This is a genomic window from Pseudomonas sp. AC242, assembly GCF_979258655.1.
In genome coordinates this window covers 5,851,364-5,874,199 of the sequence record NZ_OZ409873.1, presented here as the reverse complement: position 1 = coordinate 5,874,199, position 22,836 = coordinate 5,851,364, and the positions used below count along the sequence as shown (strand labels likewise).

General features: G+C 61.6%; 4 protein-coding genes. 1 reads left to right on the top strand and 3 read right to left on the bottom strand.

Annotation, left to right across the window (positions count from 1 at the left end; translation table 11 throughout):
- Positions 1 to 296: 296 nt before the first annotated feature.
- From ACZZ0A_RS26445 to ACZZ0A_RS26435, 3 genes are read right to left on the bottom strand one after another with little or no spacing between them, the layout of a single operon-like run.
- Positions 297 to 1,664, bottom strand: a complete 1,368-nt coding sequence (locus tag ACZZ0A_RS26445; protein ID WP_007918311.1) for an HlyD family type I secretion periplasmic adaptor subunit — start codon at positions 1,662 to 1,664, stop codon at positions 297 to 299.
- Positions 1,654 to 3,810 carry a type I secretion system permease/ATPase gene (locus ACZZ0A_RS26440; protein WP_095113879.1) on the bottom strand — a complete coding sequence of 719 codons (2,157 nt, stop codon included), beginning with the start codon at positions 3,808 to 3,810 and terminating at the stop codon, positions 1,654 to 1,656. Before ACZZ0A_RS26440 ends, ACZZ0A_RS26445 begins: the two co-directional genes overlap by 11 nt.
- Positions 3,811 to 3,844: 34 nt before the next feature.
- Positions 3,845 to 5,194 (bottom strand): TolC family outer membrane protein, encoded by a 1,350-nt coding sequence (locus ACZZ0A_RS26435; protein WP_007918308.1) that lies wholly within the window; start codon positions 5,192 to 5,194, stop codon positions 3,845 to 3,847.
- Positions 5,195 to 5,551: 357 nt separating this feature from the next.
- Here ACZZ0A_RS26435 and ACZZ0A_RS26430 point away from each other — a divergent pair, with 357 nt between their 5' ends.
- Positions 5,552 to 22,690 carry an immunoglobulin-like domain-containing protein gene (locus ACZZ0A_RS26430; RefSeq protein ID WP_463543930.1) on the top strand — a complete coding sequence of 5,713 codons (17,139 nt, stop codon included), beginning with the start codon at positions 5,552 to 5,554 and terminating at the stop codon, positions 22,688 to 22,690.
- Positions 22,691 to 22,836: the final 146 nt, after the last annotated feature.

Genomic DNA, 22,836 nt, shown 5'->3' with positions numbered 1-22,836 from the left:
TGCGTGTTGGTTCAGGTCGTGCGGCGCGCCGATTGGTCGGCAGGTACGCAGGGGGATGACTTTATAGCTATAAGAATCGGAAATTAAATACCGTTAATGAATAACGATATGGCGATTGGTGCGGAATGGACTGAGTGGTGAGTGACGGTTTTTGTCACTTCCTGACAGAGATGTGGTGTTTGGGCTGCCGCTATCGCGAGCAGGCTCACTCCTACAGGGATCGCATTCCTCTGGAGAAATGCGGTTACTGTAGGAGTGAGCCTGCTCGCGAAGAGGCCAGTGAGGACACTATAGAATCAACGCTCGTGCAACGCCTCAGCCCGCGCACGGATGATCGGCTTGAGCAGATAACTCAACACCGATTTCTTGCCGGTAATGATGTCCACCGACGCAACCATCCCCGGGATGATCAGCAACGGCTTTTCATCGGTACCCAAGTGGCTGCGCTCAGTACGCACCTTGATGATGTAGTACGTGGTTTTCTTGTCTTCGTCGGTAATGGTGTCGGCACCAATCTGCTCAAGCTTGGCTTTGAGCCCGCCGTAAATGGTGTAGTCGTAGGCGGTGAACTTGACGATCGCTTCCTGCCCCGGATGCAGGAAGGCAATGTCTTGCGGGCGGATCTTGGCTTCGACCAGTAGTGTGTCGTCTAGCGGTACGATTTCGACCATGTCGCTGCCCGGCTGGATCACGCCGCCGATGGTGTTGACCAGCAACTTGTTGACGATGCCGCGCACCGGCGATGTCACCAGCGTGCGGCTGACGCGGTCTTCCAGCGCCTTGCCCGTCGCGCTGGCCTTGTTCAGGTCGGTGCGGGCTTCGTTGAGTTGGGTCAGCGCTTCGCTGCGGAATTTGCCGCGCGTTTCGTCGATCTTGCGCTGCACTTCCTTGATCGCCGATTCGGCACGGGGAATGGCCAGCGTCGTTGCATCCAGCTGACCACGGGTTTCCACCTCGGCACGCTTCAGACGCAAGACCTCCACCGGGGACACCGCGCCCTGCGCCACCAGCGGCTCGGACATGTTGATTTCCTGGCGCTGCAAACCGAGCTGCTGACGATACTGCGCTTGCTTGGAGGCGAATTCGCGCAGCTCTTGCTGACGCTGAATCAACTGCTCCTGCAAACCACCGATCTCGTCGTGCAACTGCTGACGGCGGCTGATGTACAGCGACTCTTCACTCTTGGCCTGACCGGGCACGGCTTTGAGCACGTCCTCGGGGAAATTCAGCGGACGGTCATCGACCTCGGCGCTGAGGCGTTCTACGCGCAGCAGCATCGACAGGCGATCGGCTTCGGTTTCACCGACGTTCGACGCAAATCGCGTGTCGTCGAGACGAATCAGCGGTGCACCGGCTTCGACAATCTGGCCTTCCTTGACGAACAGTTCGGAGATGATCCCGCCCTCAAGGTTCTGGATTTTCTGGATCTTCGACGACGGAATCGCTTTGCCGTCGCCCTTGGTCACTTCGTCGATCACGGCGAAGTTGGCCCACAGCAGCAGAAAGATAAAGAAGCCGATGATCGCCCAGATGGTCAGGCGCACGACGCGCGGGGCGTCCTCGATCAGCGCTTTGTTGACCTCCGGCAGTGGCTGGCCCTGCAGTGATGCCGAGCCTTTGAAGTAGCGACGGATCGAATCCTTGAAACCCGACTTAAGCAACACTGATCTGCCCCTTCTTCAACGCTTCCATCACGGCGGCTTTCGGGCCATCGGCGAGAATTTGTCCACGGTCGATCACCAGCAGACGATCGACCAGCGACAACAGTGAAGCCCGGTGCGTCACCAGCACCACGGTCTTGTTTTCAATCACCGCGGCGAGGCGTTGCTTGAGGCGTTCTTCACCGGTGTTGTCCATCGCACTGGTCGGCTCGTCCATCAGCAGGATCGGCGGATTGAGCAACAGCGCCCTGGCCAGTGCGACGTTCTGCCGTTGACCACCGGAGAGGTTCTGCCCGCGCTCGCCGACTTGCAGCTCGTAACCTTGTGGATGCAGACGGGCGAATTCGTGGACGCCGGCCAGTTCGGCGGCTTGCAGGACGAGTTCGTCTTCTACATAACGGGCGCCGGAGACGAGGTTGTCACGCAGGGTGCCGGCCAGCAGTTGGATGTCTTGCGGCACGTAGCCAATGTTGTAGCGCAGTTCGCTGACGTCGATCTGACGGATATCCACACCGTCGACCAGCAGCGCGCCGTCGTCCGGCTGATACAGGCCGACCAGCAATTTCGCCAGCGAACTCTTGCCCGAGCCGCTGCGGCCGATGATGCCGATCTTCTCGCCGGGACGAATCACCAGATTGATGTTCTTCAGCGCCGGGTTCTGTTGTTCCGGGTAAGTGAAGCTGAGCTGGCGGCACTCGATCGCGCCTTGCAAAACCTTGCGGCTCAGCGGGCGCTCTTCAAAATTGCGCTCTTGCGGCAACTCCATCATCTGGTCGACCGAGGTCATGGTCACGCGGGCTTGCTGATAACGGGTCAACAGACCCGACAGCGAGGCCAACGGGCTCAGTGCGCGACCGCTGAGCATGTAGCAGGCAATCAGACCGCCCATGCTCAGGTTGCCGGCGATGATCTGGTACACGCCGAAGACGATCATGATCACCCCGGCCAGTTGCTGGATCAGCAGGGTGATGTTCATCGCCAGGCCGGAGAGCATTTTCACCCGCAGCTCGAGGCGGCTGAGGGTGCCGATGGTCTGTTCCCACTGGTACTGGCGTTCGCTCTCCGCGTTATTGACCTTCACCGCGTCGAGACCGGCGAGGGTTTCGATCAGGCTCGACTGGCGCTCGGCGCCAAGGGCCATGGTGCGCTCCATGGTCGCCACCAGCGGCTTCTGCAAGGCGTAGCCGATCAGCAGGGCAATCGGGAACGCCAGCACCGGAATCCACACCAGATGCCCGCCGAGAATGGCGATGACGATGAAGATCAGGATGGTGAACGGCAGGTCGATCAGGCTGGTCAGGGTCAGCGAGGCGAGGAAGTCGCGCAGGCTCTGAAATTCGTGGATGTTCTGCGCGAAGCTGCCGACTCGCGCCGGACGGTATTTCATCGCCATGCCGACGATGCGCTCGAACAGCGTCGCGGAGATGATCAGGTCGGTTTTCTTCCCGGCCAGATCCAGGCACAGGGCGCGCAGACTCTTGAGGATCAGGTCAAAGATGTAGGCGCCGGTGATGCCCAACGCCAGAACCCACAGGGTCGCTTCGGCCTGGTTCGGCACCACGCGATCGTAGACGTTCATCACGAACAGCGGCGCGGCCATGGCGATGATGTTGATCAGGAAACTCGCGGCAATCGCATCGGCGTACAGCCAGCGCGAACGCTTGAGGGTGTCGCGGAACCACGAGCGCGCACGCGGAATCAGCGTGCCGTGGTTGACGTCGAATTTGTGTTGCGGCTGGGCGAAGAAGACTTTGCCGGTGTAATCGTCGGTCAGCAATTCACGGCTGACAATCGACTCGCCGCCGTCGGTTTCGCTGAGCAGCACCCGGGCTTCATTGTCACCCTGCCAGCCGAGCAGGACGGCGCTGCGGCCATCCTTGAGCAGCAGCAACGCCGGCATGGCGATCGCCGGAATTTCTTCCAGTTTGCGCTGCAATACCCGACCTTGCAGGCCGGCGCGAGCTGCCGCGCGGGGCAGCAACTCGACACTCAGGCGTTGTTTGGGCAGCGGCAGTCCGGTGGTCAGCATCGCCGCGCTGGCGGGCTTCTGGTGCAGCATGCAAAGGGCGAGCAGACCGTCCAGTAACGGATCGTCGTGCAGCGCGCGTGGATCATGACTGAGTTGAACTCGACTGACTTCTGATTCCACGCTCGACACTCTTTGACAGTTGAAAAGGGATAACTCAATTCATCCCAGGCAGCTGGACCTTGGGCTTGACGTCGTTTTGCACAACGGATGCCAACGGTGCGACCACTCCCTGGCTTCTGAGCAACTCGCCCATGGTCGCCTTGATTCGGTACTGAGTAAATAACTGAATGTTTTTGATTTCAGCCAGACGCCGCGAAGCGGTGAACAACTCGTTTTCGCTGTCGAGCAAATCAAGCAGAGTTCGTTCACCGAGGCTGAACTGACGCTGGTAGGCGGTGCGCACCGAGGTGCTGTGATCGACGTATTGCTGCGCGATCGGCACCTGCGCGTTAGCGTTGTTCAAGGCGTTCCAGGCCAGGCCCAGCTCTTCGTTCAACTGACGCAGGGCGTTGTTGCGAATATCCAAAGCCTGGTTCGACAGGTACGACTTGGATTCCAGATCGGCCTTGTTGCTGCCACCGGAATAGAGGTTGAAGCGCATGCGCAGCATGGCTTGCCATTCGTTGTTGTGACCGTTCTGGCCGTCGAGATCGTTGTCGGCGGTGCGACCCAGTTCGGCGTCGAAACGTGGGTAGAAGGTCGACTTGGCGGTTTCGTATTGCTTCTCGGCGGCGGCGATGTCGGACTCGGCCGAACGCAGGATCGGGCTGTTTTCCAGCATCTGCTGGCGGGCTTCATTGAGGTTGGCCGGCATCATCGCCATGAACGGCGCCGGACGCTCGAGCTGATCAGGCATCTGGCCGACGGCGCTGAGGAAGTTGGTTTCCGAGTCGGCGAGGTTGGTCTGCTCGGTGATCAGGTTGTTGCGGGCCTGGGCCATCCGCGCTTCAGCCTGGTCGAGGTCGGCACCGCTGCCGACGCCGCGTTGGGTACGCAGCTGGATCTGGTCGTAGATGCGCTGGTGGCTCTTGAGGTTTTCTTCGGCCAGACGCACGAATTCGCGGCGGGTCAGCACATCCAGGTAGACCTGGGCGACGGTCAGCGCGGTGCGCTCGGAAGTACCGAGCAACGAGTAAGCGCGGGAGTTGACGGTGGCTTGTTGACGCCCGACCTCGCTGGACGTCGCAAAACCGTCAAAGACCATTTGCGAGAGACGTAAACTTGACTCGCTACGATTCAGGGTTTCGTAGTGGTTACCGGAATTGGCGCGGGTGGTGACGCTGTCGGTACCCTCACGGCCATAACCGCCGAGCAGATCGACCTTCGGCAGGTATCCACCTTTTGCCGCTCTTAACTGATAATCCGCAGCCAAACGACTGTTGACCCCTGCCTGGATTTCCGGATGGACATCCAGTGCCTGCTGCATGGCTTCTGGTAAGGATTGTGCTTGTACAAAAGAGGCGGCGAGGGCGAAGGGTACGGCGAAAAGCAGGGGCGAACGCATGATAGGAATTTCCCAGAACTTCTTGTCTTGAATCACAGCAAAACGTGGCGCTGCGTCGGATGATGGCAACCAGATTGACCGTATGTCGGAAAGTTCAAAACAGGAACTGGATCACACGCTGAAGGACAGGTCGCCGCGGAAATATCAATGTGACATTAGTGGGGCGATTGTTTAGGATGGCACCCAGAAGGTCAATAGTTTGGCATAAAGTTAATAGCGAAAGAATCTAGCCAAATTATTGACGAAAAGACGCGTCAAACTTGTTTCGCAAATTTTTAAAGTACGTCCAGACTGAATCGGCGCCCATGCCGTCAGGTCCATGGAAGTCAACTGAACGTGACACCCGGAGAGTCTTCAATGAGCAGTGTTGTTGCCATCGTCAAAAGCATTGTCGGTCAGGTATTCGTGGTGTCACCAGAGGGCGTGCGTCGCGTACTCGTTGAAGGCGATCGTCTGTTTGTCGGCGACCAGATCGACACCGGCCTCTCCGGCGCCGTGTCGCTTGAATTGGCCGATGGCCGCACCCTTGATCTGGGCCGTGAAACTCAGTGGAGCGCCAACGCGCCCGACTCCAGCACTGATTTGGCCGAAGCCACCGCGCAGGCAGCGCCGTCGGTAGCCGAACTGCAGCAAGCCATCGCCGCCGGTGTCGACCCGACCACCGCGCTGGACGCTACTGCTGCCGGCCCAAGCGCCGCAGGCACGGGCGGTGCTGCCGGTGGCGGTCACAGCTTCGTGATGCTCGATGCCACCGCTGGCCGCGTTGACCCGACCATTGGCTTCCCGACCGCAGGCATCAACGCTGCCGGTCAAGCTGCGCAAAACATTACCGGCGGCCAGACCACCGATACCACCACCAACGCCCTGCGTGATTCGACCCTGAGCCTCAGCGCCACGCCGTCCATCACCGAAGCCGGCGGTGTGCTGGTGTACACCGCGACCCTGACCCAGGCGCCGCTGACCGACCTGACCATCACCCTGTCCAACGGCGCGGTGATCGTGATTCCGGCCGGTGCAACCACCGGCACCGTCAACGTGCCACTGGCGCCGAACGACACCGTTTATAACGACCCGACCCAGATCGACGTGACCGTCACCGGCACCACCGGCGGCAATGGCATCACCGTGACCCCGCCGACCACTCCGGCCACGACCCAGGTCACCGACACCATCGACACCACCACCGTCACCCTGACGGCCGGGCCGAGTGTCACCGAAGGCGGCCAGATCACGTACACCGCGACCCTGACCAACCCGGCGCAAACCCCGGTGACCGTCACCCTGTCGAACGGCTCGACCATCACCATCGGCGCCGGCCAGACCTCCGGCACCGTCAACGTGCCGACTCCAGCCAACGACGTCTATAACAACGGCAGCACCGTCACCACCACTATTACCGGTGCGACTGGCGGCAACTTCGAAAACCTGGTGCCGAACCCGACGCCAGTGGTGACCACCATCACCGACTCGATCGACACCACCAACCTGACCCTGACTGCCACCGGCACAGTGGTCGAAGGCGGCCAGATCACCTACACCGCGACCCTGACCAACCCGGCGCAAACCCCGGTGACCGTCACCCTGTCGAACGGTTCGACCATCACCATTGAGGCTGGCCAGACCACCGGCACCGTCAACGTGCCGACGGCGGCCAATGACGTCTACAACAATGGCGGCACTGTCAGCACCACCATTACTGGCGCCAGCGGCGGCAACTTTGAAAACCTGGTGCCAAACACCACGCCAGCCACCACCACGGTTACCGACTCGGTCGACACCACCAGCGTGAGCCTCACCGCTACCGGCACCGTCGTCGAAGGCGGCCAGATCACCTACACCGCGACGCTGACCAACGCAGCGCAAACTCCGGTGACGATCACCCTGTCGAACGGTTCGACCATCACCATTGACGCCGGCAAAACCACCGGCAGCGTCAACGTGCCGACCGCGGCCAACGACGTTTACAACAATGGCAGCACCGTCAGCACCACTATCACCGGCGCTACCGGCGGCAATTTCGAAAACCTGGTGCCGAACACGACGCCAGCGACCACCACCATTACCGACTCGATCGACAACACCAACCTGTCGCTGACGGCCACCGGCACCGTGGCGGAAGGGGGTTCGATCGTTTACACCGCGACCCTGACCAATCCGGCCGGCACGCCGGTAACCGTGACCCTGAGCAACGGCTCGGTGATCACCATCGACGCGGGCAAAACCACTGGCACCGTGACCGTTCCGGCGCCGGCCGATGATGTCTATAAAGACGCAGGCAAAGTCGAAGTCACCATCAAGGATGCGACTGGCGGCAACTTCGAGAATCTGCTGCCGAGCACTGTCCCGGCCGTGACCGAAGTGACCGACACTATCGATACCTCGACCGTGAAACTGACGGCTGATACCTCGGTTGCTGAAGGTGGCACCGTCACCTACACCGCCACCGTTGGCGCCCCGGTGACCGGTTCGCCTGTCGTGGTAACCCTGGCCAACGGTCAGAGCATCACCATTGAAGTCGGTAAAACCACCGGCAGCGTGACCACCACCGCGCCAAATGACGCGTTGACCGGCAACGCACCGCTGACGAATTCGATCACTGGCGTTTCGGGTGGTAATTACGAAGATCTGGTCGCCGACAAGACCCCGGTATCGACCAGCGTTACCGATGTTGCCGACACCACCAACCTGTCGCTGAGCGCAACCGGTTCCGTGGCTGAGGGTGGTTCGATTGTTTACACCGCCACGCTGACCAATCCGGCCGGCACGCCAGTCACCGTGACCCTGAGCAACGGCTCGGTGATCACCATTGAGGCCGGCAAAACAACCGGCACCGTGACTGTTCCGGCACCAGCCGATGACGTTTACAAAGACGCCGGCAAAGTCGAAGTGACCATCAAGGACGCCACCGGCGGCAACTTCGAAAACCTCGTTCCGAGCACCGTTCCGGCCGTCACCGACGTGACCGATACCGTCGATACCACCACCGTCAAACTGACCGCCACCGAGTCGGCGGCTGAAGGTGGCACCGTCACTTACACCGCCACTGTCGGCGCGCCGGTGACCGGCTCGCCTGTGGTCGTGACCCTGGCCAACGGTCAGAACATCACCATCGAAGTCGGCAAAACCACCGGCACCGTGACCACCACTGCACCGAACGATGCGTTGACCGGCCACGTGCCGATCACCAACGCAATCACGGGCGTGAGCGGCGGCAATTACGAAGACCTCGTCGCCGACAAAACCCCGGTCAGCACCACGGTCACCGACACCACTGACACCACCGACCTGACGCTGAGCGCGACGGGCACCGTGGCTGAAGGCGGCCAGATCACTTACACCGCGACCCTGAGCAACCCTGCCGGCACGCCAGTCTCCGTGACCCTGAGCAACGGCTCGGTGATCACCATCGAAGCGGGCAAAACCACTGGCACCGTGACCGTTCCTGCGCCAGCCGATGACGTTTACAAAGACGCCGGCAAAGTCGAAGTGACCATCAAGGACGCCACCGGCGGCAACTTCGAAAACCTCGTTCCGAGCACCGTTCCGGCCGTCACCGACGTGACCGATACCGTCGATACCACTACCGTCAAACTGACCGCCACCGAGTCGGCGGCTGAAGGTGGCACCGTCACTTACACCGCCACTGTCGGCGCGCCGGTGACCGGCTCGCCTGTGGTCGTAACCCTGGCCAACGGTCAGAACATCACCATCGAAGTCGGCAAAACCACCGGCACCGTGACCACCACTGCACCGAACGATGCGTTGACCGGCCACGCGCCGATCACCAACGCAATCACGGGCGTGAGCGGCGGCAATTACGAAGACCTCGTCGCCGACAAAACCCCGGTCAGCACCACGGTCACCGACACCACTGACACCACCGACCTGACGCTGAGCGCGACGGGCACCGTGGCTGAAGGCGGCCAGATCACTTACACCGCGACCCTGACCAACGCCGCCGGTTCGCCTGTCACCGTGACCCTGAGCAATGGCTCGGTGATCACCATCGAGGCCGGCAAAACCACTGGCACCGTGACCGTTCCTGCGCCAGCCGATGACGTTTACAAAGACGCCGGCAAAGTCGAAGTGACCATCAAGGACGCCACCGGCGGCAACTTCGAGAACTTGGTGCCAAGCACCACGCCTGCCGTGACCGACGTCACTGATACCATCGACACCTCGACCGTGAAGCTGACGGCCGACACCACTGTGGCTGAAGGTGGCACTGTCACCTACACCGCCACCGTTGGCGCACCAGTCACCGGTTCGCCGGTTGTCGTGACCTTGGCGAACGGCCAGAACATCACTATCGAAGTCGGCAAAACCAGCGGCACCGTGACCACTACCGCGCCAAACGATGCGCTGACTGGCCACGCTCCGCTGACCAATGCGATCACCGACGTTTCCGGTGGCAATTACGAGAACCTCGTTGCCGACAAAACCCCGGTTTCGACCACTGTTACTGACACTGTCGACACCACCAACCTGTCGCTGACTGCGACCGGCACCGTGGCGGAAGGTGGTTCGATTGTTTACACCGCGACCCTGACCAACCCGGCCGGCACCCCGGTGACTGTGACCCTGAGCAATGGCTCGGTGATCACCATCGAAGCGGGCAAGACCACCGGCACCGTGACCGTGGCGGCTCCAGCCGATGACGTCTACAAAGACGCCGGCAAGGTCGAAGTCACTATCAAGGATGCTACCGGCGGCAACTTCGAGAATCTGGTTCCGAGCACCACGCCAGCCGTTACCGATGTAACTGACACCATCGATACCTCGACGGTCAAACTGACCGCCACCGAGTCGGCCGCTGAAGGTGGCACCGTCACCTACACCGCCACTGTCGGCGCGCCGGTCACTGGTTCGCCGGTCGTGGTGACCCTGGCCAACGGTCAGAACATCACCATTGAAGTCGGCAAAACCACCGGCACCGTGACCACCATTGCGCCGAACGATGCGCTGACGGGCCACGCTCCTCTGACCAACGCGATCACCGGCGTTTCCGGCGGCAACTACGAAAACCTCGTGGCCGACAAAACCCCGGTCAGCACCACCGTCACCGACACCGTCGATACCACCAACCTGACGCTGAGCGCGACAGGAACCGTGGCTGAAGGCGGCCAGATCACCTACACCGCGACCCTGACCAATGCCGCTGGCAGCCCGGTCACCGTGACCCTGAGCAACGGCTCGGTGATCACCATCGAAGCGGGCAAAACCACCGGCACGGTGACTGTTCCTGCGCCTGCCGATGACGTCTACAAGGACGCCGGCAAAGTCGAAGTCACCATCAAGGACGCCACCGGCGGCAACTTCGAGAACCTGGTCCCGAGCACCACGCCAGCCGTGACCGAAGTCACTGACACCATCGACACCTCGACCGTGAAGCTGACGGCCGACACCACGGTCGCTGAAGGCGGCACCGTCACCTATACCGCCACTGTCGGCGCGCCGGTCACCGGTTCTCCTGTCGTGGTGACCCTGGCCAATGGTCAGAGCATCACCATTGAAGTGGGCAAGACCACCGGCACCGTAACCTTCACCGCGCCGAACGATGCACTGACCGGTCAGGCCCCGCTGACCAACTCGATCACCGGCGTGAGCGGCGGCAATTACGAAAATCTGGTCGCCGACAAAACCCCGATCACCACCACAGTGACCGACAGCACCGACACCACCAATCTGTCGCTCAGCGCTACCGGTTCCGTGGCCGAGGGCGGTTCGATCATCTACACCGCGACCCTGACCAATGCGGCGGGCTCGCCTGTCACCGTGACCCTGTCGAACGGCTCGGTGATCACCATCGAGACAGGTAAAACCACTGGCACCGTGACCGTTCCGGCGCCGGCCGATGACGTCTACAAAGACGCCGGCAAGGTCGAAGTGACTATCAAGGATGCTACCGGCGGCAACTTCGAGAACCTGGTACCGAGCACTGTGCCGGCCGTGACCGACGTCACTGACACCATCGACACCTCGACGGTCAAACTGACTGCCACCGAGTCAGCGGCTGAAGGTGGCACCGTTACTTACACCGCCACCGTCGGTGCTCCAGTGACGGGTTCACCGGTTGTAGTGACCCTGGCCAACGGCCAGAACATCACCATCGAGGTCGGCAAAACCAGCGGTACCGTGACCACCACCGCGCCAAACGATGCGCTGACTGGGCACACGCCGCTGACCAACGCGATTACTGATGTGAGCGGCGGTAACTACGAGAATCTGGTCGCCGACAAAACCCCGGTTTCGACCACTGTTACTGACACTGTCGACACCACCAACCTGTCGCTGACCGCGACCGGCACTGTGGCTGAAGGCGGTTCGATCGTTTACACCGCAACACTGACCAATCCGGCCGGTACGCCAGTCACCGTCACCCTTTCGAACGGTTCGGTAATCACCATCGAAGCGGGCAAGACCACCGGCACCGTGACCGTGGCGGCTCCAGCCGATGACGTCTACAAAGACGCTGGCAAGGTCGAAGTGACCATCAAGGACGCCACTGGCGGCAACTTCGAGAACCTCGTTCCGAGCACCACGCCAGCCGTAACCGACGTCACTGACACCATCGACACCTCGACGGTCAAACTGACCGCCACCGAGTCTGCGGCTGAAGGTGGCACCGTCACCTACACCGCGACGGTCGGCGCGCCAGTCACCGGTTCGCCGGTTGTCGTGACCCTGGCCAATGGTCAGAACATCACCATCGAAGTGGGTAAAACCAGCGGCACCGTGACCACCACCGCGCCAAACGATGCGCTGACTGGCCATGCTCCGTTGACCAACTCGATCACCGGCGTTTCCGGCGGCAACTACGAAAACCTCGTGGCCGACAAAACCCCGGTCAACACCACCGTCACCGACACCGTCGACACCACCAACCTGTCGCTGACCGCGACCGGCTCGGTGAACGAGGGTGGCCAGATCACCTACACCGCGACCCTGACCAATGCTGCTGGCTCGCCAGTCACCGTGACCCTGAGCAACGGCTCGGTGATCACCATTGACGCTGGCAAAACCACTGGCACTGTCACCGTCGACGCACCGAAAGACGACGTCTACAAAGACGCCGGCACCGTTGAGGCGACCATCAAAGGCGCGACCGGTGGCGACTTCGAAAACCTCGTCACCAGCACTACTCCGGCCGTCACCACCGTCAACGACACCATCGACACCTCCACCGTGTCGCTGACCGCCACGGCGAACGTCGCTGAAGGCGAAACCGTGGTCTACACCGCGACCGTGACCGCGCCAGTGACCGGCTCGCCGGTTGTCGTGACCCTGTCCAACGGCCAGACCATCACTATCGCCGTCGGTGAAACCACCGGTTCGGTGAACTTCGTCGCGCCAAACAGCCCACTGGCCGGCGGCAGCTCGCTGAGCGTGACCATCGACGGCGCCACCGGCGGCAATTACGAAAAACTGGCGGTCGACGGCAAGTCCGCCGACACCGTGGTTTCGGACACCACCGACACCACCAACCTGAACCTGACCGCAACCGATTCTGTGGCTGAAGGCGGTTCGATCGTTTACACCGCGACGCTGACCAACCCGGCCGGCACCCCGGTGACCGTGACCCTGTCGAACGGTTCGGTGATCACCATCGAGGCTGGCAAAACTACCGGCACCGTGACCGTTGCGGCACCTGCCGATGACGTCTACAAAGACGCTGGCAAAGTCGAAGTGACGATCAAGGATGCAACGGGCGGTAACTTCGAGAATCTGGTGCCGAGCACCGTACCGGCGGTGACCAATGTCACCGACACCATCGACACCACCACCGTCAAACTCACCGCGACCGAGTCGGCGGCTGAGGGCGGCAGCGTGACTTACACCGCAACCGTCGGCGCGCCAGTCACTGGTTCACCTGTGGTCGTGACCCTGGCTAACGGTCAGACCATCACCATTGGTGTTGGCCAGACCACCGGCACCGCGACCACCACCGCGCCGAATGACGCACTGACCGGCCACGCGCCGATCACCAATGCGATCACCGAGGTGAGCGGCGGCAACTTCGAAAATCTGGTGGCGGACAAGACGCCGGTTTCGACCAATGTCACCGACACCGTCGACACCACCAATCTGTCGCTGACTGCGACCGGCACCGTTGCGGAAGGTGGTTCGATCATCTACACCGCAACCCTGACCAACGCTGCAGGCTCGCCAGTCACGGTGACCCTGTCGAACGGCGCGGTAATCACCATCGAAGCCGGTAAAACCACTGGCACCGTGACCGTTCCAGCTCCGGCCGATGACGTCTACAAAGACGCCGGCAAAGTCGAAGCGACGATTTCGACCGCTACCGGTGGCAACTTCGAAAACCTGGTGCCGAGCACTGTTCCGGCCGTGACCGAAGTCACCGATACCATCGACACCTCGACCGTGAAACTGACGGCGACCGAGACCGCCGCTGAAGGTGGCACCGTCACCTACACCGCCACTGTCGGTGCGCCAGTGACCGGCTCGCCTGTCGTCGTGACGCTGGCCAATGGTCAGAACATCACCATCGAAGTCGGTAAAACCACTGGCACCGTAACCTTCACCGCGCCGAACGATGCGCTGACCGGCCACGCGCCGATCACCAACTCGATCACCGGTGTCACTGGCGGCAACTACGAAAATCTGGTGGCCGACAAGACTCCGGTTTTGACCACGGTCACTGACACCGTCGACACCACCAACCTGTCGCTCAGTGCGACCGGTTCTGTGGCCGAAGGCGGTTCGATCATCTATACCGCGACATTGACCAACGCAGCTGGCTCGCCAGTCACCGTGACTCTGTCGAACGGTGCGGTGATTACCATCGAAGCCGGCAAAACCAGCGGCACCGTGTCTGTTCCAGCGCCAGCCGACGACGTCTACAAAGACGCAGGCAAAGTTGAAGCGACAATCTCGACGGCGACGGGCGGCAATTTCGAAAACCTGGTGCCGAGCACTGTTCCGGCCGTGACCGAAGTTACCGATACCATCGACACCTCGACCGTCAAACTGACGGCTGATACGTCGGTCGCTGAGGGCGGTACCGTCACTTACACGGCGACCGTTGGGGCACCAGTAACCGGTTCACCGGTCACCGTGACGCTGGCCAATGGTCAGAACATCACCATCGAAGTCGGCAAAACCACCGGCACCGTGACCTTCACCGCACCAAATGATGCGTTGACCGGCCATGCGCCACTGACCAACTCGATCACCAACGTGACCGGCGGCAACTACGAAAACCTTGTTGCCGACAAAACTCCGGTCAGCACCACCGTGACCGACACCGTCGACACCACTAACCTGTCGCTCAGCGCCACAGGGACAGTGGCCGAGGGTGGTTCGATTGTTTACACCGCAACGCTGACCAACGCGGCTGGCTCGCCAGTGACCGTGACGCTGAGCAACGGCGCCGTGATCACCATCGAGGCCGGCAAAACCACTGGCACCGTGACCGTTCCAGCCCCGGCCGACGACGTCTACAAAGACGCCGGCACCGTGCAGGCGACGATCAGCAACGCCACCGGTGGTAACTTCGAGAACCTGGTGCCGAGCACGACGCCGGCTGTGACCAGCGTCACCGACACCATCGACACCTCGACCGTAAAACTGACGGCTGATACGTCGGTCGCTGAAGGTGGCACCGTCACTTACACCGCCACTGTGGGCGCTCCAGTGACCGGTTCACCTGTCGTGGTGACTTTGGCCAACGGTCAGAACATCACCATCGAAGTCGGTAAAACCACCGGCACTGTGACCACCACCGCACCGAACGATGCGCTGACCGGTCAGGCGCCACTGACCAACTCGATCACCGGTGTAACCGGCGGCAATTACGAAAATCTGGTGGCCGACAAGACCCCGGTTTCGACCACGGTCACCGATACCGTCGACACCACCCACCTGTCGCTGAGCGCGACGGGTTCGGTTGCCGAAGGTGGCTCGATCATCTACACCGCAACATTGACCAACGCCGCTGGCTCACCAGTGACCGTAACCCTGTCGAACGGCGCTGTGATCACCATCGACGCCGGCAAAACCACTGGCACCGTGACGGTTCCAGCGCCAGCGGATGACGTCTACAAAGACGCCGGCACCGTGCAGGCGACCATCAGCAACGCCACCGGTGGTAATTTCGAGAACCTGGTGCCGAGCACGACGCCGGCTGTGACCAGCGTCACCGACACCATCGACACCACCACCGTCAAACTGACAGCAACAGAGTCGACAGCAGAAGGTGGCAACGTCATCTACACCGCGACTGTCGGCGCGCCAGTTACCGGTTCGCCGGTTGTCGTGACCCTGGCCAACGGCCAGACCATCACCATTGGCGTCGGCCAGACCACCGGTACCGCGACCACCACGGCGCCAAACGACGCATTGACTGGCCATGCTCCACTGACCAATGCGATCACTGACGTAACAGGTGGCAACTTCGAGAACCTGGTGGCCGACAAGTCCCCGGTATCGACCAATGTCACCGACACCGCAGACACCACCAATCTGTCGCTGAGCGCCACCGGCACCGTGGCCGAAGGCGGCTCGATCGTTTACACCGCGACCCTGACCAACGCCGCTGGCTCGCCAGTGACCATCACCTTGTCGAACGGCGCAGTGATCACCATCGACGCCGGTAAAACCACTGGCACCGTGACTGTTCCAGCGCCAGCGGATGACGTCTACAAAGACGCCGGCACCGTGCAGGCGACCATCAGCACCGCCACCGGTGGCAACTTCGAAAATCTGGTGCCGAGCACGACGCCGGCTGTGACCAGCGTCACCGACACCATCGACACCACCACCGTGAAGTTGACCGCCACTGAGTCGGCGGCTGAAGGCGGCAACGTTGTCTACACCGCTACCGTAGGCGCACCGGTTACCGGCTCGCCGGTTGTCGTGACTTTGGCCAATGGTCAAACCATCACCATCGGTGTTGGCCAGACCACGGGCACTGCAACCACCGCAGCGCCAAACGATGCATTGACCGGTCATGCGCCACTGACCAACTCGATCACCAACGTGACCGGCGGCAACTACGAGAACCTTGTTGCCGACAAAACTCCGGTCAGCACCACCGTGACTGACACCGTCGACACCACGAACCTATCGCTGAGCGCGACTGGCTCGGTGGCTGAAGGCGGCTCGATCGTTTACACCGCGACCCTGACCAACGCCGCTGGCTCGCCAGTGACCGTCACCTTGTCGAACGGCGCAGTGATCACCATCGATGCCGGTAAAACCACTGGCACCGTGACCGTTCCAGCCCCGGCTGACGACGTCTACAAGGACGCCGGCACCGTGCAGGCGACGATCAGCACCGCCACCGGTGGTAACTTCGAGAACCTGGTGCCGAGCACGACGCCGGCTGTGACCAGCGTCACCGACACCATCGACACCACCACGGTGAAACTGACCGCGACCGCCACTGCCGCTGAAGGCGGCAATGTCGTCTACACCGCAACCGTCGGCGCGCCAGTAACCGGTTCGCCAGTCGTGGTAACCCTGTCGAACGGTCAAACCATCACCATCGGTGTAGGCCAGACTACCGGCACCGCAACCACTACCGCGCCAAACGACGTTTTGACCGGTCATGCACCGCTGACCAACGCGATCACCAACGTGAGCGGCGGTAACTACGAGAACCTCGTGGCTGACAAAACGCCGGTCAGCACTACGGTGACCGACACTGTCGACACCACCAATCTGTCGCTCAGTGCGACCGGTTCGGTCGCTGAAGGCGGCTCGATCGTTTACACCGCGACATTGACCAACGCCGCTGGCTCGCCAGTGACCGTCACCTTGTCGAACGGCGCAGTGATCACCATCGACGCCGGTAAAACCACTGGCACCGTGACCGTTCCAGCCCCGGCCGATGACGTCTACAAAGACGCCGGCACCGTGCAGGCGACCATCAGCACCGCCACCGGTGGCAACTTCGAAAACCTCGTGCCGAGCACCGTACCGGCAGTGACCAACGTCACCGACACCATCGACACCACCACCGTCAAACTGACAGCAACAGAGTCGACAGCAGAAGGTGGCAACGTCACCTACACCGCGACTGTCGGCGCGCCAGTCACCGGTTCGCCGGTTGTCGTGACCCTGGCCAACGGTCAGACGATCACCATCGGTGTCGGCCAGACCACCGGTACCGCGACCACCACGGCGCCAAACGACGCATTGACTGGCCATGCTCCACTGACCAATGCGATCACTGACGTAACAGGTGGCAACTTCGAGAACCTGGTGGCCGACAAGTCCCCGGTATCGACCAATGTCACCGACACCGTCGACACCACCAATCTGTCGCTGAGCGCCACCGGCACCGTGGCCGAAGGTGGCTCGATTATTTACACCGCGACATTGACCAACGCCGCTGGCTCGCCAGTGACCGTAACCCTGTCCAACGGCGCCGTGATCACCATCGACGCCGGTAAAACCACTGGCACCGTGACTGTTCCAGCGCCAGCGGATGACGTCTACAAAGACGCCGGCACCGTGCAGGCGACGATCAGCACCGCCACCGGTGGCAACTTCGAAAACCTCGTGCCGAGCACGATTCCAGCCGTGACCAGCGTTACCGACACGATCGACACCACCACCGTAAAACTCACTGCAACCACAACTGCAGCCGAGGGCGGCAACGTTGTCTACACCGCGACTGTCGGCGCGCCAGTCACCGGTTCGCCGGTTGTCGTGACCCTGGCCAACGGTCAGACCATCACCATCGGCGTCGGCCAGACCACCGGTACGGCGACCATCACGGCGCCAAACGACGCATTGACTGGCCATGCGCCGCTGACCAACTCGATCACCAACGTGACGGGCGGTAACTACGAGAACCTCGTGGCTGACAAAACGCCGGTCAGCACCAACGTGACCGACACCGTCGACACCACCAATCTGTCGCTCAGCGCTACCAATTCGGTCGCTGAGGGCGGCTCGATCATCTACACCGCAACATTGACCAACGCCGCTGGCTCGCCAGTGACCGTAACCCTGTCCAACGGCGCCGTGATCACCATCGACGCCGGTAAAACCACTGGCACCGTGACTGTTCCAGCGCCAGCGGATGACGTCTACAAAGACGCCGGCACCGTGCAGGCGACGATCAGCACCGCCACCGGTGGCAACTTCGAAAACCTCGTGCCGAGCACGACGCCGGCCGTGACCAGCGTCACGGACACTATCGACACCACCACGGTGAAACTGACCGCGACCGGTACAGCGGCTGAAGGCGGCAACGTCGTCTACACCGCGACCGTAGGCGCACCGGTTACCGGCTCGCCGGTTGTCGTGACCCTGTCGAACGGTCAGACCATCACCATTGGCGTCGGCCAGACCACCGGCACCGCGACCACCACCGCACCGAACGATGCGCTGACCGGTCATGCGCCGCTGACCAACTCGATCACCAACGTGACGGGCGGCAACTACGAGAACCTCGTGGCCGACAAAACCCCGGTCAGCACCACCGTGACCGACACCGTCGACACCACCAACCTGTCGCTGTCCGCGACCGGCACCGTGGCCGAAGGTGGTCAGATCACTTACACCGCGACCCTGACCAATGCCGCAGGCTCGCCAGTCACCGTAACCCTGAGCAACGGCTCGGTAATCACCATCGACGCCGGCAAAACCACCGGCACCGTGACCGTTCCAGCACCAGCTGACGACGTCTACAAAGACGCCGGCACCGTGCAGGCGACCATCACCGGTACCAGCGGTGGCAGCTTCGAAAACCTGGTCACCAGCACAGCTCCGGCCGTGACCAGCGTCACCGACACGGTCGACACCACCACCGTCAGCATCACTGGCAGCAGCTCGGTGACCGAAGGCCAGACCGCCAGCTACACGGTCAGCCTGAACCACCCTGCGCAAACCGAAGTGACCCTGAAAATCGTCTACAGCGGCACCGCCGCCGACGGTTCGGACTTCACCGGTGTGTACACCGTGAAGATTCCGGCCGGTGCGAGCAGCGCGCAGTTCAACGTCGCCACCATCGATGACAAGATCACCGAAGGCACCGAGAACTTCGTGGTCAAGATCGATTCAGCCACTGGCGGCAACTTCGAGAACCTCGCGGTCAGCAGCACCAATGGCAGCGTCAGCACGTCGATCATCGACAACGACGCACCGCCGGTCATCGACCTGGATGCCAACAACTCCAGCGGCGCCACCGGTGCCGACTACAAGGTGACCTTCACCGAAAACACCCCGGGCGCGGGTGTGTCGATTGCCGACACCGACATCAGCATCACCGACCCGGACAGCACCATGCTCACCGGCGCCACCGTAATCCTGACCAACCGTCAGGACGGCGATGCGCTGAACCTGGGCAACAGCGTCAACGGCATCACCATCAATGCCAACAGCACCAACGGCACCGTCACGCTGACGCTGTCCGGTAACGCGACGCTGGCTGATTACATGCAGGCCATCAAGAACATCAGCTTCACCAACAGCAGTGAGAATCCGAGCACCGTGCCGCGGATCATCACCGTGACTGTGACCGATGGCGGCAACTACTCCAACACCGCGACCACCACGGTCAACGTGGTGGCGGTCAATGACGCACCGGTCGCTGCACCGAGCAATGTCACCGGCACCGAAGACACCCCGTTGGTGCTCGGCTGGTCGACTTTCGGCGTTACTGACGTCGACAGCCCGGCCGCCAGCCTCGGCATCAAAATTACCCAGCTGCCGGGCGAAGGCAAACTGCAGTACCTGGACGGCTCGACCTGGAAGGACGTCGCCAACAACCAGACCTTCAGCAAGGCTGACATCGACGCGGGCAAGCTGCGCTTCCTGCCGGATGCCAACGAGTCGGGCGTCAACGGTTACGGCGGCAGCGGTCTGGGCAACAACCAGGCTGACTACGCGCAAATCAAGTTCCAGCCAACCGACGGCCAACTGCTGGGCAACACCGGCACCGTGAAGATCGACATCACCCCGGTAGCGGATGCGCCGACCGTGAGCGTGGCCGACAACAGCGTGAAGTCGACCGGACTGATCAAGGAAGTCTGGACTGGTCTCTCGGGTCTGGGCACCAACGGCAACGGCGCGGATTCGACCACGTTGAAAAACGTCATTGACGGTGCGGGCACACCGAACACCAGCACTAACGTCAACAACGTGCAGTCCGACGGCAGCGTGACCGCCGGTACTGCCTCGAAGACCTCGGGCCTGATCTATCTGGAAGCCGGCAAGACCTACACCTTCAGCGGTATCGGCGATGACAGCCTGTTGGTGACCATTGGCGGCAAGAGCGTGGCATCGACCACGTGGGGCGCGGGCGGTAACCTCAACGGTTCGTTCACCCCGACCACCAGCGGCTACTACACCCTGGACATCTACCACCACAACCAGAGCGGCCCGGGCAGCTACGACGTCAACCTGTCAGTCAACGGCAGCACGCCGATCGACCTGAGCAGCGCTGGCGTACCGATCTACACCGGCGTTCAGGATCTGGTGAATTCGGGCGTGACCGTCTCCGATCTGCACGGCAGCAACGGCGAAGGCTATTACGACGGCTACAAACTCAACACCGGCGCCGAAGGCACCACGGTGAAACTGTCGGCAATCACCACCGCACTGACTGACACCGACGGCTCGGAAACCCTGAGCGTGAAGATCAGCGGCGCGCCAGTCGGCTCGGTGCTCAGCGATGGCGCGGGCCATACCTTCACCGTCACCGCCAGCAGCGGCGACGCCAACGTCACCGGCTGGAACCTCGGCAGCCTGACCGTGACCCCGCCGCCGTACTACAACGGCCAGTTCAACCTGACCGTGACCTCGACCTCCACCGAAATGGTCGGCGGTTCGGCGAGCAGCACCGCGACCATTCCGGTCACCGTGGTGCCGGCGGTCTACAACGCCATTGTCGCCACGTCGGCCGATGACACCGTCAGCGGCACCGATGGCAACGACATCATCGTCGCCGACATCGGTGGCCTGACCGTGGTCCCGGGTACCAACTACAACATCGCCTTCATGGTCGACAGCTCCGGCAGTATGAGCAGCTCGTCGATCAATGCGGCCAAGGATTCGCTGACGTCGGTGTTCAACACCCTCAAGCAGAGCCTGGGCGGCAGCAACTCGGGTACGGTGAACATCTTCCTGGTGGACTTCGATACCCAGGTCAACAAGTCGGTGTCGGTGAACCTCAACGACCCGAATGCGCTGACCCTGCTCAAATCCGTACTCGACTCGATGAGTTCCGGCGGCGGCACCAACTATGAGGACGTGTTCAAAACCACGGCCAACTGGTTCCAGAGTGCCGACGCTGTGGCCAACACCGGGGCGAAAAACCTCACGTACTTCATCACCGACGGCCAGCCGACCTACTACCAGAGCGGCGAGCAGACCAACCCGACGCTGTACGGCAGCGTGAAGTTCGACAGCGTGGTGACCACCAGCAACTACAAGCTGGGCGACACCTTCAGCACCTACATCGACAACACGCATTACCTGAGCATCAACGCCAGCGGTTTTGCCCAGTTGCAGACCTACACCGCCCGTTATGGCTGGAGCACCACCAATCTGGGCACCGTTCACGCGCAGGGCGACGGCACTTACGAGTTGTCGAGTCTGGCCGGTAGCGGCAGCAGCACCACCTCGACCACCACCGACAACTCGACCAGCAGCTTCGCGTTGCTCAGTGGCCTGTCGAATGTCGAGGCCATCGGCCTGAACAGCGGCGTCAGCCTCAACGACCTGAAACCTTACGATTCGGATAAAACGCCGCAGACCAACATTGATCCGAAGGATCTGGCCAACTCGATTATCGGCCACACCGAAGCGACGATGCCGGGCAACGACACCGTCAGCGGTGGCGACGGCAATGACATCCTCTTTGGCGATCTGGTGAGTTTCAACGGCATTGCCGGTGAGGGTTATCAGGCTATGCAGGCGTTCGTTGCCAAGGAAACCGGCGTCGACGTCAGCAAGGTCACCACCAGCAACGTGCACCAATACATCACCGAGCACTATCAGGCGTTCGATGTGTCCGGTGCGCATGATGGCAATGACACGCTGTTGGGTGGCGCGGGCAATGACATCCTCTTCGGCTCGGGCGGCAACGACCTGCTCGATGGCGGCAAAGGCAATGACATCCTGCTCGGCGGCACCGGCAACGACACACTGATCGGTGGTCAGGGCAATGACATCCTCATCGGTGGTTCTGGCGCCGACACCTTTGTCTGGAAGGCGGGCGACACCGGCAACGACGTGATCAAGGACTTCAAGGCCGCCGACGGTGACCGTATCGATCTGCGTGATTTGCTGCAGGGCGAGACTGGCAGCACCATCGACAACTTCCTGAAGATCACCACGGTCGACGGCACGTCGTCGCTGCAAGTCAGCTCGGCGGGCAAGTTCAACTCCGGCGATGCCGCAGCGGCGACCCCGGACGTGACGATCAAACTGGAAGGCAACAACTGGTCGAGTGCCAACATTCACAACCTGATTGCCGGCAGCGACCCGACCATCAAAGTCGACCACAACAACAGCTGATCCGTGAACAAAACGGCCGCCCCAATGGGGCGGCCGTCACGTTTGTGCTGACCGGACCGGTGACGATCGCGTCGCCGCCCCGCATACTCGCGCGCAGTTGGCTATGCTGCTGACAGCATGACGCTGGTTCATTTCTGAGGGATGCT

Excerpts from the sequence above, each read along its gene's own strand:
- ACZZ0A_RS26435 (WP_007918308.1), bottom strand. The coding sequence starts at position 5,194 with ATGCGTTCGCCCCTGCTTTTCGCCGTACCCTTCGCCCTCGCCGCCTCT.
- ACZZ0A_RS26430 (WP_463543930.1), top strand. The coding sequence starts at position 5,552 with ATGAGCAGTGTTGTTGCCATCGTCAAAAGCATTGTCGGTCAGGTATTC.